The organism is Metabacillus schmidteae (assembly GCF_903166545.1).
GTDB classification, from domain to species: domain Bacteria; phylum Bacillota; class Bacilli; order Bacillales; family Bacillaceae; genus Metabacillus; species Metabacillus schmidteae.
Genome location: NZ_CAESCH010000002.1, coordinates 29,286 through 46,730, shown reverse-complemented (window position 1 = coordinate 46,730; position 17,445 = coordinate 29,286). Strand labels below are relative to the sequence as shown.

The window sequence follows — 17,445 nt, the reverse complement described above, 5'->3', positions numbered from 1 at the left end:
AAAGGAAACAAGGCCTTAATAATTTATTTAAGAATGATTTCTCTTAGGTAACAATTAAAACTATTAGATTTAATAATTGCAAAACCAGTTTAATAAGCACCTTTTCTGGATATTACAAGTAAAATTGTGTTAACAATTATTTTAAGGTCTAACTTAAATCCTTGATTATCCACATAATAAAACTCTAAATCTGCTCGCTCAGGATAACCAACATCACTTCTTCCGCATATTTGCCAATAACCAGTTACACCAGGCTTTACGCTAAGAAACTCAGTTAATCGATGGTTATATTCTTTAAGTTCAACTTGGACAACAGGTCTTGGTCCTACTAAACTCATATCCCCCTTCAGTACATTTAATAATTGAGGGAGTTCATCTAAACTAGTTTCACGCAAAAATTGTCCAATTTTTGTAATTCTTGGATCTTCAGATGGTTCTAATTTATAATTGTTCTCTAAATACTTTTGATAAAGTTTTTTATCACTTTTTAAAACATTCTCTGCATCAACAATCATCGAGCGAAATTTATACATCTTAAAAATGCGTCCATTTTTCCCCACACGTTGTTGAGCAAAAAAGACAGGACCTTTATTTTCTCCAAATAAATATAATACACTAATTAACATAAATATCGGCGATACCAAAACTAATCCTATTAAAGCTCCTAAGATGTCAACAATTCTTTTTGTTAGATAATAAAATTTCGTATGACTTTGAGTTTTACCTTCCCCGGCTACCGTTACGTTTGACGATGATTTTTTTGAAATAGCTTCTCTCATTACTATTACGCCTTAACTGATTCTTTTTTTACTACTTCTTTTAGGAAGTCCATAAGAGAATCTTTTAAATCTTCGTGCTGTAAAGCAAATTCAATTGTTGTTTGGATAAAGCCGAATTTTTCACCCACATCATAACGTTTTCCTTCAAAGTCATAAGCGAATACACGTTGAATCGTATTTAGTTTCTGAATGGCATCTGTTAATTGAATTTCTCCTCCAGCACCAATCTCTTGTTCTTCTAAAAACTTGAATATTTCTGGTGTAAATACATAACGACCCATAATTGCTAGATTTGAAGGTGCGGTGCCTGGTGCCGGTTTTTCTACAAAGTTATTAACTTGATAAAGACGACCTTCATTATTGCCTGGATCTACAATACCATAACGATGAGTTTCATTATCACCAACAGTTTGTACACCAATTACAGATGATTGAGTTTTTTCATATTCATTCATTAACTGTCCTAAAGATGGAACATTAGCTTGTACAATATCATCACCAAGTAAAACTGCAAATGGCTCGTTACCAATGAAATTACGTGCACACCATACAGCATGTCCTAACCCTTTTGGTTCTTTTTGACGAATATAGTGAAGATTTATTTCAGAAGATTGCTTCACTTTTTCAAATAACTCTAATTTACCTTTTTCAATTAAGTTTTGCTCTAGCTCAAAATTATGATCAAAGTGATCTTCTATTGCTCTTTTTCCTTTACCTGTAACAATAATAATATCTTCAATACCTGATTCGATTGCCTCTTCGATGATATATTGAATAGTAGGTTTATCAACAATTGGCAACATTTCTTTTGGCATTGCTTTTGTAGCTGGTAAAAAACGAGTTCCTAATCCTGCTGCTGGTATGATGGCTTTTCTTACTTTTTTCATTAGTAATTACCTCTTTCATAAATTATTGGTTTTATTAATAATTGTACTTTTTGATTTTTACACACTTCTCTAATTTCTGCCATATGTTGGGAATGAAAACTATCATACTTTACTTTGTTTTATATAAACTAGCTTAAAAAATTCCAAACAATTTTTTTCGTTTGATCATGCTCGGAGCCTCTTTATAAATAGCTTGACCTTTTATTAAATATTCAGCATTCTCACAGAAGAATAATGATGCATTCGATCCGAATTCTTTTTCAATTACAGATAGTGATTCACTGAAATGAAAGCTTCTTGTTGATGTGTTATGAGCATCAGAAGCTATGAAATGTGTTAAGTTAGAGTCAATTAACTGCATAGTGAATTTTTGTATTTTTTTACCGAATTTTCCAACTACACTACCAGATGTAATTTGGGTTAGCACTCCTTTACTTACAAGGTTGTATAGAATATCAGAGTTTTCAATAATCTCAGTATTCCTTTCAGGGTGAACTATTACTGGGGTTAATCCCTTCAACTGAACCTCAAATAAAAGTTTCTCTGTATACCTGGGCACATGACCAGAGGGTAATTCAATAAATAAATAGTTGAATTTATTAAGAGGAAGAATATCACCTTTCCTTAAATCTTCCAGCAATTCTCCATAGATACGAGTTTCCTGTCCCGGCAAGACTTCAAGTGGTATATTTTCTTGATGAAGTATATCATTTAGTTCTACCACTTTAGATAAAATGACTTCTTTTTTATTGGTGTACTTTCCATTGTGGTGATGAGGTGTTGCAATTATTTTAGTGATTCCTTCGGAAACAGCTTCTTTTGCCAACTTTATTGCATCTTCTATTGTTTGTGCTCCATCGTCTACCCCTGGAAGGATATGGCTATGGATATCAATCATTATACTTACCTCCGTAATAGTAATCTACTATTTACAAAAAATTAACATAGAAAGCAAACAAAAAGAGAAGATCCTTAAGAATCATCTACTTTCCACCGTAATAATAATAATACTGACTTTCTTCTTGTTTTTTATTGTTAAGAACGGCACCTAGAATTTTTGCATTAGCACTAACTAGGAGTTCCTTCGCCTTTTTCGCAGCATCAATTTCTGTTTTACCACTTCCTACTACCAAAACAACACCATCTGCCAAGTTTGATAAAATCTGAGCATCAGTAACTGCAAGTACTGGCGGAGAATCAATAATAATAATATCAAATTCTTCTTTTGCATTTTCAATTAGAACCTGCATACCTCTTGAAGCTAATAACTCCGAAGGATTCGGTGGTATTGGGCCACTTGAAAGGACAAATAATTTTTCTTGAGCAGTTGCCGTATAGGATTCTTCAAGTGAAGCTTGTTTTGTTAATACATTAGATACTCCGATGTGATTCTCGGTTCTAAAAGTATAGTGGACTGTTGGTTTTCTTAAATCAGCATCTATCAATAAGACACGTTTTCCTTGTTGTGCGAAAACAACTGCGATATTCGCCGTATTTGTTGATTTTCCTTCCCCAGGTCCAGCTGATGTAACGATAATAGTCCGAATTTCTTTATCCGCACTAGAAAATTGTATATTTGTTCTAATCGTTCTAAATTGTTCCGCAATTGGAGATTTAGGAGATGTTAATGATATTAAACTCCTATTTTGTAAATTAAATATTTTTTTACGATCTTTACGAGCCAACCGACTCACCTCTCGTTCTTGTCATTGAAACCTTTCCTGTCTCTTGACCTATATTTTCTTCATCCAGATTAATGGTAGTAATAGTTCCTAACACAGCTAACCCAAGATGTTTTTCAATATCTTGCTCTGTTTTGATTGTGTTATCTAAATAATTTTGTAACCATGCTATCCCTGCCCCTAGAGCAAACCCAAAGATCAGTCCAAAAGCCATATTTATTAAAGGTTTAGGTTTAACGGGAGAAGGATCCTCTCCTATTTCAGCTGGTGTCAATATATTTACATTATCTATTTTCATTATCTTGGATATTTCAGATTGAAAGGTTTTTGCAATAGTATTGGCAATATCTGCCGCTTTCTGCGGATCTTCATTTTGTACATCTATATTAACAACTTGTGAATCTTGTTCATTAGAAACAGTTATCATCTCATTTAACTCATTGAAAGTCATATCTAGTTTTTCTTGTTCTATTACTTTATCTAGTATTGCGGGGCTTTTAATAATAACATTATATGTGTTAATCAATTGAAGATTGGTTTGTAATTCCCCTTGGTTATAGAACTGTTGATCATTTTTAGATTGATTTACAAGAATCTGCGTTGAAGACTGGTAAATTGGTGTTAGTAAAAAATAACTAACAATTCCAGTCAGTGCAGTCGCTATTGCTGTTATAATTATTATGAATGATAGTCGTTTCTTTAAGGTAAGATACAACTCTTTCAAACTGATTTTTTCTTCTACCATAATGACCTCCAAATATTATAATCTAATAAAACAACTAAACCATTATAATAAATAACGTGCTAGATATCTACAACTAAACTACATTTTCTTACATATCTGGTAGCTTTTCAACTATCCATCTTTGCTTACTCGAACATTTTAACATGTTTCTGTAAATATATTTACAGTTTTTTTTGGGTAATTTGTACCAAGGAATTAAGAAAGGGTTTTCTTCCTTTATATTACTGTTGTTTGTAATACTTCGATTCTATAAGTACTCTGAACTTGAAGGTTAAAAATAGAATTTCAGGATTTATTTTATTTTTTTCTATAGGTGGCTGTTTTATTTCTATCTTATTTTATAGGTGTGTCTGTTCCTTCTAATCAAACACTTCATATAATCAGCCCTACACAAAAACAAATAGTTCTAAATACCTATTATAGTGACAAGATTCTACCCGATATAACAAGTAATGGCAAACTCACTGAAAAGTGGTGACGCAAAGCAAAGCTATAGGGCTTCTATGCTAAAGCCAGCCAGTTACCATCAAATACAAAGGAGAATTATTAATGTCAAATTATTGGGTTACACCTGAGGAACTTGCAAAAATAAAAAAAAGAAATAAGACTATATTATACACTTGTATTCCTATCATAACATTTGTTCTAACTGCGTTGATTACGTTATTAATTGGTTAGTTTTTATTAATAACATTTACTCTTTAACGATACTAGAACAAGCATTCAGAGATTTTATTACGCAACTTTGGCACTCTTGCAGCCCTTCCAAAAGTTTTTAAAAGTATATGTATTCTTAATTCACTTTCATCCGTTTTAGCTATAAGAGATGCTGTATTGCTTCATGGAATAAAATAAGAATAAACCATTGTAACTTAATCAAGGAATGCTTTTTTTAACATGGACTAGAAGGATTTAGGATCAAGTGCCTTAAAAATTTCTCGGGTAAATGTTTAATGAATGTAACAACTCTAAGTCCTTCGAGAAACTCCATGAATTATTTACTACTCTTCTTTTCATTTCCCCATCCGGTTCTCTCATATCAGGTCTATCCTTTAATAACTGAGATTATTTTCGCTTTCTTGCACCTTGTTCATAGAGAAAGATCACGGTTACTGAATGATCGTCCTAAAATTTGTCTACCCTCTAAATATAGAGGTGATGAATATGAGAACTTTTCCAGTACTAATGTTTCTTTTTTGCCTATTTTTATTCACTTGTACAGAGAACTTACATTTACTTTTGACAGATTACAGTCTTAACTTCCGTTTTAATCCTTCCCCTAATGCCTGGACCTTTTTCAATAATGATTTGATATACGTAAGTGAACCTGCTTATATAAGTCAAAAATTTGGTCATACGTTTTATTTTTTCTTATTAGCTGTTCTAATTTTTCATGCTTGGAAAAGCATTCGATTGGTTTTTTTAATATCACTTGCGGCCGCTTTATCCTCTGAAGTAGCACAATTATATTTTTCACGAAGTGGCCGATTGATAGATGTAGGCTATGATTTAGCAGGAATGCTCCTTTTTGTTGGACTATTCTACTTATATTGTTTAGTGAAACTGCTTCAACGTAATAATAATGCACGTGTAAGTTCTTTAAGGACGGATGACAGTGTTAAGAGTTAAAAATGTTTTTAATTTCTTAATCGTATATTCCCCCTTACCTTGCCCTTTAGGTTTTTATTACTATAAAAAAATTAACTTCATGCTAATCTTGTAAGATTATGTCTAATGATATTTGTTCATTTTCAAATTCCTTCTTTGGTATAATATGACTATATTTTACACGACAAAAGGCAAACCTTTCGAAAGAATGGAACACAAAACTTCAGATCTAATATTTAAATACTATGATGGCTACGTTGCCTGATGATTAGGGAGACGATCTAAGTGAAGATGATAAAAAGCCTGTTTTGTTTGATTAGTCGAAAACACAAGTACAGTTACTATTCTGATCGCTGTGTTCGTTGTGGGAAGAAAAAGAGAAGAGCTGCCTAGATCATACACATATGAAACCCTGCAAAAGTACTTGAGAGATTTCTATCTCCAGAGTTCATTTGCAGGGTTTTTGTTTTGGCTGCTCTGTTATTTTAGCTGTATATGGAGAGTTACCCCATTCACATTACGCACCCACAGTTTTTTGTCTACTTTTTTTGGTTCTAGCATTTCATCGATATGTATAAGATCGGAGCCAAGTAATGCTGTTAATTGGGTGAGATCAACTAATTGACTTATTTTTTTCTCGTCCGTTTGGAACGTTACATTAATTCTACCTGGTGAATTTGAGACCATGTTAATCCTCCATCCGTTTTCTTTTATGTTTTACAGAAGTAGTTGTTTCTAACCAGTTTTTCACCTTATAAAAGATTTTCCATGACTTTTCCCCTGTTCTGTTAAAAAACTGGACATTGTAAGCGTTTTCAGTTATAATTTAGATAAGATTAAAATTACCTTTACATAAGGAGTGGTTAATAATGGAGAATCAAGGAAATGTGTTAAATGGAGTTATGTGGGGCACGTTGTTAAGTATTCCATTATGGGCCGGGTTATTTCTACTGCTTAAGGTTTTATTTTAATATAAACAGGCTTGCCGATTGACGAGCTAGTAAAATGATCGACAATGACCTAGTTAAACTTATACTTTAAACTTTAAAATTGTCACTAAAAGTGAATTGTTTTCTTAACGTATAAAGACCCCCCTCTAATCTAAGAGGGGGTTTTACTTTGGATATCGGTTTTTTCTTTTCCTATATCCTCAATGTTTTTTGCCTTCTCAACAATAGTCAACAACCTATTCACCAAACTAACGACTTCATTCACAAAATAGCCTTTCAAACGGCGCTATTAATGTGGTGTTTCATGACTAACGTGATAATGACTTACGTTGAGGAATGCCTTTCCTGCTAAAAAGGCAGATTTAAGATACCTAAACCATATAGGCTCTCTAGGTGATATGGAGAGAATTAGCTATTAGGATATTTGAGGAATGATGGTTAGGAGTTTTGATCTGTATGCTGCTTTTCAAGAACTACTTTTCTTTCCTGAATAAACCCATTCATTAACGTTTCAATTTGTGTCAGCTTTTCGATCGAATCGACATCCTGAATGATGTATCTTAGTGTCTTTTTCACTGATTTAGGCATCGTATCAAATGCATTATGATTATTAAATTGTTTCATTTTTGAATCTCCTCTAAGCAGTGATAAAGATATTGTGTTCAAATTTTTTCGATATTGGGATTTAAAAACGAGCACTCGAGGTGCTCGCTTTTTTATGATGCATATACTTTTTTTATTTGAGAAATTATATCTTCGATCATTTCGTTTGTCGTGATGTCTGTTCTCGCTTCGCCTTTATCTAAGGCACTTAAGAGAATTTGTAACAGCTCTTCTTGTTTTAGCTGATTTTCCTTCATGTGTCAAAAGCTTCCTTTCTGGTTTTTACAATTTCAGACAATATGGGACTATTATACTTGGAAGCTTGTATCTAGACAAGTCTTTTTATACAAAGAAGTGACAAATAATTGCCAGTTTATATAATAGTCACTTTTTAGTCACATTAGATCCTTCGAAACCATCTCCCTTTTTATGTCCCCTGTAGAAACTCGTTCTAAACCTTTTTGTACAACTTAGAATGAGGTATAATAGAAGAATTAGGGTTTATTTCAAATTATTCAAACTTTACATATATAGTATAGTGCCGAAGCAAAAGGTGCTTTGCTTTTTATTGAAAGGAGTCCATTCATTATGCTTGGTCGGGAACTTAGTAAAGAACTTGTACTTGGTGCCGCTGAACAGATTAAACAGTTGCTTTCACCTCAGGAAGAAGAGAATCGGAATGTCGTGAAAAAGGGACTCATTTTGTATCGTCAAGGCAGTATTTATAATGTGAGCACAACAAGCCATTCTGTGTCTGCAAAAGTGCAGGATGTCACGAGTGTTCAGGTTGAGCTTGATTTAGATTATTTTTCATTGAGTACATGCACTTGTCCTTCAGATTCGATTTGTCGACATCAGCTTGCAACGTTTCTCTATGTATATGCAAGTGTAGACAGAGTCGGTACATTTGTTGACCTTTGGAAGGAAGAAAAGCCGATTGATGATGTGTTAAAGCATGTTAAAAAGGCAAGCTCTCTTTTAAAGCCTGAAAGGGACTATGAAGATACACTTGATAGCTGGATTGCTTTTTTTGATCGGGAATTTGTTCGCTGGTATGAGCAGGTATCAAGTCCTAATCAGCTATTTCAAAGTCTTTTTCATCATTATTATTCTGCTTTAAAAAAGAAGGCGCCTAAGTCTCCTGAGATGAAGCAATTTTTTATCGTTCAGGCATCAGTCACTGTGTTTTTAAAAATTTTGCAGCTCATTAATGAGACGAAGCCAACCGACTATATGTTACAGCATATTATTTATCCTTATATTGATCAGCTTAGCGATAATGTTGAGGTGGCCATTTCTGAAATGAAGCGCTATGCTTTGCCGTTTGCTCTTGATCCTTATTTGGTGGATAGTGTTGAACGATTCAGGGAGCTTCTATATATGAGCAAGGAATATCAGTATGAGCGCACCAATTTGTATCAATTGCTTTGGATTGAGCTGCTGCGACGGGATAAGTTTATTTCGATTGAGCGCGAATGGCTTGAGGAGCATATTGAGGAAGAAAAGAATCAAGAGCCATCCTTTGCGATTGAGTTTGAAATGGCACTTATGCATATGAATTTTCTTCAATCACGTGATGAAGATATTTTTGAAGTGATGCGCACACGTTTTACCCCGTCTGCTTTGCCATTTACGTTTCACTGGGTTGAGGATATTTTCAAAAAGAAAAATTGGAAGCGGCTGTCGAATTGGATTTCTTATTTAATGAGCGGCTCTATCGAATATATTAACAGTTCTTTACCATTTGAGGAAAAGCGGCAAACGATCCGTCATTTATTGAGGATGATTTCACAGTACGCACGCGCAACAAATGATGATGTGCTGTATGAGAGGGCATGCCGAATGATGCTGCCGTTAAGCTATGCCGAATATCATGATTTGCTTTTAGATAAAGAGCAGTACAAAACATGGATTGAGCTGCAGACACTATTAGGTTTCTCTCTGGATGAGATGGATACATATGTTTTAAAGGAAATTGAAAAACGAGAACCTGGTGTGCTGTTACCTCTTTATGTGCATTCTGTTCAGAAAGAAATTAGTTTAAAAACACGGGAGAATTACAAAATGGCTGTGCGCTATTTGAAGAGAATTAAAGCTCAGTACAAGAAGCTGAAGCGTGAAGAGGTTTGGGATAATTATATTTTGCAGCTGGCTGAGGAGCATAAGCGATTACGTGCATTTAAAGAAGAGTTAAAGAAAGGAAAGCTCATTCATGATTAATACCATTGAAATTGTGTTGCATGCAGAGCAAATTGAAAATAACCATTTTTATGTGCATTGCACATCTGCGCATGATGATCATCAATTGGAGATTGATGAATTTGCCCGTTATCTTTTTACCTGGCATGAGTCGTCCTTCTTTGGCACAAAGTTGGAGGATATTAGTTACATCGGCCTTCCTGCTGTTCAACTGTCACCTTGGATGATGGTCGAGCTTCTTGGAAAAGAAACGTATAATTCGCTTGCAAGCATTGAGCTTTCAGATGATGCGCAAAGGTTAGCCGATATTGCCCATGATATTTATGAGTTGATTTCAAACGGAGAATATGTGCCTGATTTTGAAGGCTGGAAAAATGGTGTGATGAAGTTCAAGGATGCCCACAATGAGTTGGAGGGATTTGCTCTTGATTGGTTTTCAGCCGCGATCACAGATATGATTGCCCACGATCAAATTCTTCATGCAGCATGGGAAGAGATTTTGCAGTCATACCCGGTGCTCACAACGTTTCAAGGTCATTTTATCGATGAAGCTGATTTTCTTGAAAAGATTGGCTGGCATAAGGATGAGACTCCCTTCACGGTTGGGCTGCGTCTTAATGAGCCGGAAACAGATACAGATGAATGGCAGCTTGAAATTATTTTACGAAGCAAGAGCAATCTTGATGAGCTGGTTCATTATCAGGGTAAGAGTGATCTGCCTAAGAAGTGGCATCCTTATATGGAGAAAATTGAACGTGAGCAGGAGCGTTTTTCCGAGATTGTTCCATGGTTAAGCTTTGAAACAGGAACAACGTATGTCACTGAGGATGAAGCATGGTTGTTTTTAACAGATGCAAGTGAAACATTGATTAATATGGGTGTGGAGATTCTCCTTCCATCATGGTGGCAGGTTGTCAAGGAATCACAGCTTATGTTGAAAGCAAAGGTTTCCTCTACTCCACGCGGTCAATCTTTTGTCGGCATGAATTCTTTGATTGATTTTAACTGGCGCTTTGCGACCAATGGAGTAGAAATGAGTGAAGAGGAATTTCTAAAGCTTGTTTCTGAGCAGCGTCGCTTAGTGAATTTTAAAGGACAATGGATTAAGCTTGATCCTGCGTTTATTAAGCAAGTGCAGGCCATTTTAAAACGAGCGGATAAAGAGGGCTTGCATTTTTCAGACATTCTTCATCAGGAGCTGAATGCAAAGGATATTGATGAAGACGGGGATGAAATCATGGATACCCGTGCATTTGCAAATATTCAAATTGAATTGAGTCAGCAAATGAAAGGAATGCTGCGTAAGCTTACGGATACAAATGAGCTTCCAACACACGAGGTTCCAGCTGATTTTCAAGGCTCGCTACGTCCTTATCAGCAGAACGGTGTGGATTGGCTGTTGTTTTTACGAAGTGTATCGTTTGGTGCCTGCTTAGCCGATGATATGGGGTTAGGAAAAACGATTCAAATGATTGCTTATTTTTCTTATGTATTAGAAACGGAAAAACCTGAGCAGCCGGCACTCATTATTGCCCCGACATCGGTGCTTGGAAACTGGCAGAAGGAATTTGAAAAGTTCGCTCCACATCTTCGTGTGAAGCTTCATTATGGTCCGAATCGACCGAAGGAAGAGAGATTTGCGGGATCCATTAAAGATTATGATGTTGTCATCACCTCTTACGGCTTGTCACATGCTGATTTTGAGGAAATCTCAGCGATTCCGTGGAGCACGATTTGCCTTGATGAAGCGCAAAATATTAAAAATGCCCATACAAAGCAGTCAAAAGCGATTCGTAAGCTGCGCGGACAGCACCATATTGCCTTAACAGGGACACCGATGGAAAACCGCTTAACAGAGCTTTGGTCGATCTACGATTTTCTCAACCACGGGTATTTAGGAAGTTTGCATAGCTTTCATAAGCGCTATGTATTACCGATTGAAAAAGATCGAAATGTGGAACAGATTGAACAGCTCCAACGCTATATTAAGCCGTTTTTATTAAGAAGAACAAAACGGGATGAACAGGTAGCCCTTAATCTTCCCGAAAAACAGGAGCAGAAAGAATATATTCCACTTTCAATTGAGCAAGCATCATTATATGAGCAGCTTGTGAAGGATACATTTGAACAAGTTAATTCTTTGGCAGGAATGCAGCGTAAGGCATTGATTTTGAAGATGCTCGGAAAGCTGAAGCAAATCTGTAATCATCCTGCTCTTTATTTGAAGGAGCAGCAGCCGAAGGATCTTGTAAAGAGGTCTCATAAAATTGAGAAGCTATTAGAATTAACAACGTCCATTCGTGAGCAGCAGGAAAGCTGTTTGATTTTCACGCAATATATCGGGATGGGTGAGATGATGAAGAAGCTGCTTGAAAAGGAATTTGGCGAAAAGGTTCTGTTCTTAAACGGAAGCGTGATGAAGGCAGAGCGTGATCGGATGGTTGATGACTTTCAGCGCAAGGAGTTTCCTTTCTTAATTCTATCGTTAAAGGCCGGTGGAACAGGGTTGAACTTAACCGCAGCAAATCATGTTATCCATTATGATCGCTGGTGGAATCCCGCTGTTGAAAATCAAGCAACAGACAGAGCCTACCGGATCGGACAGGAACGGTTCGTCCATGTGCATAAGCTCGTTACAACCGGAACAATTGAAGAAAAAATCGATGATATGCTTGAGAAAAAACAATCATTAAACGACGAAATTATTCAAAGTGAAAACTGGATCACAGAGCTTTCATCAGATGAACTTGAAGAGCTCTTTACCTTATCGATGAGTTAGGAAGGGGTTTTAGGTTGTGGCAACAAAACAAAAGAGTAAAAAGAAAACAACAGAAAAAAAAGCCCCGCAGTGGGAGAAGCTTGTAAAGTTAATAGAGAAGAAAGCATCTAAGTAAAGCGACAGTTTCGGCTGTCGTTTTTTTGTGGGTTAAATTTTGAGTCTTTCTTCCATTACCTTAATTCTTGTATCATGAATTCCCATTTTTGAGCTTAAATGGGTTATGCCTGTTTTTAAATCATTGATGTTCATTTCATGCACTTTAATGGCGCCACGATGTTGTTCTAGTTCTGTCTCGATTTTTACAAAGTGACTTCTGAATTCTGTAGCCATGTTGTCGACTTTTGTTTCTACGTTATTCACTTTTGTTTCTAAATTATCCAACTTGGTTTCTACGTTATTCACTTTTGTTTCCAATTTATCAACTCTAGTTTCTAGATGTCCCATTCCTCCTTCTAACCGAACGAGACCACCCTTAACATCTTGAACATCCTTAGAGATTTGATCCAGCTTCTTTTCGGTATTCAGCATATATTGGTCTATTTTGCTATCAATACTAGTCATAAATTGCTTTAATATCTCTTCCATTCCTTTCACCTCCCTTTTCACCTATTATACCACCTCTGTCTAAAAAAATCGGCTGATCACCTCGTGATCAGCCTTCCACTTTGAGGTCTAAAGGGGATACCATTGATTTTCTCTAATGAAGAAAAGTCGGAGACAATTTAATTTTCCTGCTCAACTAATTCACGCGGCTTACTGCTCATGAAGCGGACTGAATCAGCCACAACTTCTGTGACATACACTCGATTTCGTTCCGCATTTTCATAACTGCGTGTTTGGATACGGCCTGTGACACCAACAACTGATCCTTTTCGGCAATAGTTTGCCGTGTTCTCAGCTGTACGGCGCCAAACTGTGCAATTGACGAAATCTGTTTCAATTTCCCCGGCGGCATTTCTAAAATTTCGGCTAACAGCAAGAGTAATATTGGCGACTGGGGACCCATCCGCTGTGTACCGAATTTCAGGATCCTTCGTTAGACGACCGACCAAAATGATTTGATTAATCACTTCAAACCTCCTTTCCTTTCATGTACACCCGTATTGTAAACGATGAATCACAATTGGAAAAATGAGTAAAACACTGTTTTGTTTAACTGATAGCTCATGAAACTCATTTTTCATAGAAGCAAAAATAGCGTTTCCTTTTAAAACTTCAGATGTTTGCACATTTTTTAAAAACAATTGTAGATGTTCATTGCAGGGAATTTCATTTTATTGTAGCTACTTGATCCTTTAATTGAATAAAAATTTACTCGTAACAAAAAATAACAGTATGTTAATGAGCAGGAGGAAAATGATGAGAATTATGAAGAAGAAGAAATATATATTTATTCTTTTAGTCATTCTTTTAAGTGGAACGATTTTAACACTCCAGGAAAACAACACTGAAGCCTTTTCAAACCAAGTTATTCAACGAGGATCAGCTGGGGATGATGTAATTGAGTTGCAATCTCGTCTAAAGTATATTGGCTTTTACAAAGGGGAAATTGATGGTGTTTTTGGCTGGGGAACATATTGGGCGCTTCGGAATTTTCAATCTGAATTCGGACTCCCTGTCGATGGGTTAGCTGGTTTAAAAACGAGGCAAAAGCTTGTTAGTGTAACAAAATATGATTACAAAAAGGGAGCTGATCAAGCTCAAAAACAAACAGCTATTAATGTTCCAGCTGGTTTTTCTCAAAATGATATTCAACTCATGGCTAATGCTGTTCATGGAGAATCGCGTGGTGAACCTTATATTGGACAAGTTGCAGTCGCAGCTGTTATTTTAAACCGAGTGGAGAGCCCAACATTTCCTAACACAGTATCAGGTGTTATCTTTGAACCATTGGCTTTTACTGCGGTAGCTGACGGACAAATTTGGCTTACTCCTAATGAAACATCAAAAAAAGCTGTCCTTGATGCTATTAATGGCTGGGATCCGACAGAAAATGCGAGTTATTATTTTAATCCTGATACAGCCACAAGTAGCTGGATATGGGGCAGACCACAAATAAAAAAAATTGGGAAACATATTTTTTGTAAATAGAATCCTGGATACCAGGGGTGGATGATGATGTCTGAGAGGCGGATAAATAAAGCAGACCCTCTTGCTTATCCTTAATTGAGTAACTGATCGTTTAAATAAGCGGAGTTGTTCCGGTTATACTGAAGAATGGAACTCGGTTTTGGGGATATAAACGGAGTTGTTCCGGTTAAGCAAAGTAAAATGGTTCATTTTCATCTTTTTCGATTAAATAGGCGGAATCTTTCCGTCTATTTAATCAATTTTTCGTGCTATTTCCTCAATAGGAGTAATTTCTCCGCTTATTTTAGTAGCTTATTTCTAGGCGATTCGTGAAGATTTAGAAATCGCTTAATCGGGTGCTTATCTTGGTATAAAAAATGTTCGAAGTATATGTTCTTTGCTGATTTACTTGCCAATTGCTTTTTCATCTTAGTACGAATTACTATCCGAAAAGCAATGTTAATTCTTATTTTGTACTTTAATACAGAACTCGTTACTTATATAGAATTGCGTTTTTCTTTATCTATTTTTTCTATGCATTCTTTTAACCTTATATTGTTCAAAATCCCACTTAGATAAAAATTCTTTTGTAGAAGTATAGCCTGACTTATAGAGAAACTCGATTTCCTCCTCATTCAGTTCATAATCAGTTGTGTTGATGTCTCCAGTTGGAATTTGAATTGTGCGTTCAATCGTATCTTCGCTCAAATGTCGTAAATCATGGGCTTGAAGCATCGTTTTATAAATATTTTTAATAAGGTGGATTGGCGTAGGTATAACTGGATCTATATTAATTTCATCTTTCACAAAACGGAAGCCGAACGTTGGAAACCGAGGATTTTCAGTATCAAATAACCATATTGGAAAGTTACTTAGTAAACCGCCATCTAAAATGTAGGATTTTTTACGATCTTTTGTTTTCCATATAACCGGACGGTAGAAAAATGGCAAAGATGCACTCATCATAACCGCAGTTGAAATATTTAAATCAGCAGGAGTCATCCTGTAGCGGCCCAAATCATCTGGCAAAATAAGCATTTGCCCATTCGAAATATCAGAAGCAATAATCTTCAACTTCCCATCTGGCAGATCCGCAAATGTCTTAATGCCTTTTTCTAGAAGAAGTGAATCCACCCACGATTCCAAATAATCGTTTTTATAAAGTCCAAGATGAATCATAAATTCTAAAAGAATGCCGAAAACGGGAATTCGATGCAAAGTTGTCTTACCTCGCAGCCTTGAAAAATCAAGTACACTCAGACGATCTCTTATTTCACAGCTTGTGTAACCGCTTGCCAAAAGAGAAGCAATTAATGCTCCCGCTGATGTTCCAGCCAACCTTTCCCATTCCACATTTTCCTCTTCCATTGCTTGAATCGCTCCAACAAAAGCCATTCCCCTAGCCCCGCCACCTTCAAAAACAGCATCCGCCTTCAAATTTCCACCACCTCACTATAAAAGTAAATGATTCTGTTAGGATCGTTCATTGACAATGATTTGGAATAAAGTTAAATTTTCAATCTCCTATTCTACATGCTACAGTATACTTAAAACTTCAAGATGCCTAATCTAAATTCCTTCCCTTTTTCAATATATAGCGTCATACAAAAAGTTGTGCTGGGCCAGGGGGACAGGTTCCTTGACCCAGTTTTCAATTAGTATGCAACGATAAGAGTAAAAAGGAGACGGAATTTCTCATACCATTTCCACTCCTTTTTTCTTTGAAGAAGTCACTCAATCCCGACCCAAAAACCGGACAAGGAATTAACTGTACTATAATTAACAGAGGATATTTAGTTCAATATAAGAGCTAATATCCTCTTTTTTGATATATATGTATATAAAATAGGTAGTATTGATTGGAGAAAGATGCCCTTCCTGTGTGTCCTTTTATTCAGTAAACGGTCCAGATTGTTGAACATATTTTTTCAAAAATAGAACTAAAATAAACCGTAATTCCGGCACGAAACCCAACCATAAAATGGTAAAATAATAAAAAAGTTTAGGAGGGATCGTTTATGATAAAATATCCTTTTTTACTAGAAAAGGCAACAATAGGGGTTACAGCACCATCATCAGGTGTCCCAAAAGAATTACATGGCCTTATAGAAACTGCCAGTAACCGTGTAAAATCAAAAGGGTTTGATGTTATTTGTGGCGATACAGTTTGGACTCAAAATAAGGTAAGGTCTTCGCCAGCTAAATTTCGGGCTGAAGAGTTTAATAAAATGATGCAGGATGAAGATATTCATCTTATCATTCCTCCATGGGGTGGAGAATTACTAATTGAGGTGCTTGAATACATCGACTTCGAAAACATAAAGAATAAATGGATATTAGGCTATTCTGATACGAGTCTATTACTATTAGCTATTACTCTAAAAACTGGTATCGCTACTGCTCACGGAACAAATTTTGTTGATTTAAGAGGAGAATATTCAGATAAAACGACAGCAATGTGGCAGTCTGTTTTATCCACTAAAACAGGCGGGACAATCCAACAACATTCATCAGAAAAATACCAAAAAGAATGGCAGTTCGATAAACCTACTCCATGTATTTTCAATTTAACAGAACAAACTAAATGGAAAACCATTACAAACAATCATGTCAAGATACAGGGACGTTTACTCGGAGGGTGTATTGATATTATCAGACATATAATCGGAACGCCATATGGAGATGTTTCTACCTTTAGGGAAAAGTATATTCAAAATGAACCAATTATTTGGTTTTTTGAAAATTGCAATCTATCAACTACAGATTTGCGTCGGTCTCTTATTCAAATGAAATTGGCTGGGTGGTTTGATAATTCTACAGGTATAATGTTCGGAAGAAGTTCAGCTAATACTCCTGTCAAAGAATATACAGATGTAGATGTATATAAGGAACTCTCTGAAGAACTTCAAATTCCAATAATATACGATATTGATTGTGGACACCTTCCACCTCAAATTACTTTAATAAACGGTGTATATGCTGAAATTGAGACAGAAAGTGGACAAGGCACAGTCTTACAACATTTTAGATAAGAAGTAAAATTTAAATTAAACAAACTGTTAGCACATCCTGATTATAGGTAAGAATCTTTTATAAACATCTTCAACATAGGGCGCGATTCCAGAGGAATTGGCGCTCATTTT

The 17,445-nt window shown here is 35.8% G+C and carries 17 protein-coding genes and 2 riboswitches; of the genes, 6 read left to right on the top strand and 11 right to left on the bottom strand.

From position 1 onward, the window contains the following. Nucleotides 1-89: 89 nt before the first annotated feature. The 5 genes from HWV59_RS21200 to HWV59_RS21180 form a co-directional block, all read right to left on the bottom strand. The gene (locus tag HWV59_RS21200; RefSeq protein WP_407941660.1) at nucleotides 90-785 is read right to left on the bottom strand and encodes a sugar transferase; all 696 of its coding nucleotides are present in this window, start codon (nucleotides 783-785) and stop codon (nucleotides 90-92) included. Further along, the gene (galU, locus tag HWV59_RS21195) at nucleotides 785-1,666 is read right to left on the bottom strand and encodes a UTP--glucose-1-phosphate uridylyltransferase GalU (protein WP_102230330.1); all 882 of its coding nucleotides are present in this window, start codon (nucleotides 1,664-1,666) and stop codon (nucleotides 785-787) included. The genes HWV59_RS21200 and galU overlap by 1 nt, the downstream gene beginning before the upstream one ends. 133 nt (nucleotides 1,667-1,799) lie before the next feature. Next, nucleotides 1,800-2,564 (bottom strand): tyrosine-protein phosphatase, encoded by a 765-nt coding sequence (locus HWV59_RS21190; protein ID WP_102230331.1) that lies wholly within the window; start codon nucleotides 2,562-2,564, stop codon nucleotides 1,800-1,802. A gap of 85 nt (nucleotides 2,565-2,649) precedes the next feature. Then, on the bottom strand, nucleotides 2,650-3,351 hold the full coding sequence (locus tag HWV59_RS21185) for a CpsD/CapB family tyrosine-protein kinase (protein ID WP_102230332.1): 702 nt from the start codon (nucleotides 3,349-3,351) through the stop codon (nucleotides 2,650-2,652). Beyond that, on the bottom strand, nucleotides 3,341-4,093 hold the full coding sequence (locus HWV59_RS21180; RefSeq protein WP_102230333.1) for a YveK family protein: 753 nt from the start codon (nucleotides 4,091-4,093) through the stop codon (nucleotides 3,341-3,343). Before HWV59_RS21180 ends, HWV59_RS21185 begins: the two co-directional genes overlap by 11 nt. Nucleotides 4,094-4,537: 444 nt before the next feature. Then, a riboswitch (cyclic di-GMP riboswitch) is annotated at nucleotides 4,538-4,621 on the top strand. A gap of 21 nt (nucleotides 4,622-4,642) precedes the next feature. On the opposite strand from HWV59_RS21180, the gene HWV59_RS27340 reads away from it, so the two are divergent. After that, entirely contained in the window at nucleotides 4,643-4,771 is a 129-nt protein-coding gene (locus HWV59_RS27340; protein ID WP_268921785.1) for a hypothetical protein, read from the top strand. A 486-nt stretch (nucleotides 4,772-5,257) separates the two neighbouring features. Next, on the top strand, nucleotides 5,258-5,722 hold the full coding sequence (locus HWV59_RS21175) for a VanZ family protein (RefSeq protein ID WP_175640161.1): 465 nt from the start codon (nucleotides 5,258-5,260) through the stop codon (nucleotides 5,720-5,722). A gap of 159 nt (nucleotides 5,723-5,881) precedes the next feature. Continuing rightward, a riboswitch (cyclic di-GMP riboswitch) is annotated at nucleotides 5,882-5,966 on the top strand. 215 nt (nucleotides 5,967-6,181) lie between these two features. On the opposite strand, the gene HWV59_RS21170 is transcribed toward HWV59_RS21175, so the two are convergent. The 3 genes from HWV59_RS21170 to HWV59_RS21160 form a co-directional block, all read right to left on the bottom strand. Further along, entirely contained in the window at nucleotides 6,182-6,388 is a 207-nt protein-coding gene (locus tag HWV59_RS21170) for a hypothetical protein (protein ID WP_175640160.1), read from the bottom strand. 701 nt (nucleotides 6,389-7,089) lie between these two features. Continuing rightward, complete coding sequence (locus tag HWV59_RS21165) at nucleotides 7,090-7,275, bottom strand: LytR family transcriptional regulator (RefSeq protein ID WP_102230336.1); 186 nt, start codon at nucleotides 7,273-7,275, stop codon at nucleotides 7,090-7,092. 92 nt (nucleotides 7,276-7,367) lie between these two features. Further along, complete coding sequence (locus HWV59_RS21160; RefSeq protein ID WP_175640159.1) at nucleotides 7,368-7,511, bottom strand: hypothetical protein; 144 nt, start codon at nucleotides 7,509-7,511, stop codon at nucleotides 7,368-7,370. 331 nt (nucleotides 7,512-7,842) lie between these two features. Here HWV59_RS21160 and HWV59_RS21155 point away from each other — a divergent pair, with 331 nt between their 5' ends. Further along, complete coding sequence (locus HWV59_RS21155) at nucleotides 7,843-9,474, top strand: SWIM zinc finger family protein (protein WP_175640158.1); 1,632 nt, start codon at nucleotides 7,843-7,845, stop codon at nucleotides 9,472-9,474. Next, nucleotides 9,467-12,232, top strand: a complete 2,766-nt coding sequence (locus HWV59_RS21150; protein WP_175640157.1) for a DEAD/DEAH box helicase — start codon at nucleotides 9,467-9,469, stop codon at nucleotides 12,230-12,232. The genes HWV59_RS21155 and HWV59_RS21150 overlap by 8 nt, the downstream gene beginning before the upstream one ends. Before the next feature lie 147 nt (nucleotides 12,233-12,379). Here the strand turns inward: HWV59_RS21150 and HWV59_RS21145 are convergent, their stop codons facing one another. Continuing rightward, nucleotides 12,380-12,817: a hypothetical protein gene (locus HWV59_RS21145; RefSeq protein ID WP_175640156.1), complete on the bottom strand. Its 438-nt coding sequence runs from the start codon at nucleotides 12,815-12,817 to the stop codon at nucleotides 12,380-12,382. Nucleotides 12,818-12,954: 137 nt separating this feature from the next. Then, complete coding sequence (locus tag HWV59_RS21140; protein ID WP_102230340.1) at nucleotides 12,955-13,302, bottom strand: single-stranded DNA-binding protein; 348 nt, start codon at nucleotides 13,300-13,302, stop codon at nucleotides 12,955-12,957. 289 nt (nucleotides 13,303-13,591) lie between these two features. On the opposite strand from HWV59_RS21140, the gene sleB reads away from it, so the two are divergent. Continuing rightward, nucleotides 13,592-14,323: a spore cortex-lytic enzyme gene (gene sleB, locus HWV59_RS21135; RefSeq protein ID WP_175640155.1), complete on the top strand. Its 732-nt coding sequence runs from the start codon at nucleotides 13,592-13,594 to the stop codon at nucleotides 14,321-14,323. Between the two features lie 498 nt (nucleotides 14,324-14,821). Here the strand turns inward: sleB and HWV59_RS21130 are convergent, their stop codons facing one another. Next, a complete protein-coding gene (locus HWV59_RS21130; RefSeq protein ID WP_175640154.1) occupies nucleotides 14,822-15,739 on the bottom strand; it encodes a patatin-like phospholipase family protein in 918 nt (305 codons plus the stop codon). Nucleotides 15,740-16,320: 581 nt separating this feature from the next. Between HWV59_RS21130 and HWV59_RS21125 the strand changes: the two genes are divergently transcribed. Further along, nucleotides 16,321-17,334 (top strand): S66 family peptidase, encoded by a 1,014-nt coding sequence (locus tag HWV59_RS21125; RefSeq protein WP_175640153.1) that lies wholly within the window; start codon nucleotides 16,321-16,323, stop codon nucleotides 17,332-17,334. The last annotated feature ends 111 nt before the right edge of the window (nucleotides 17,335-17,445 follow it).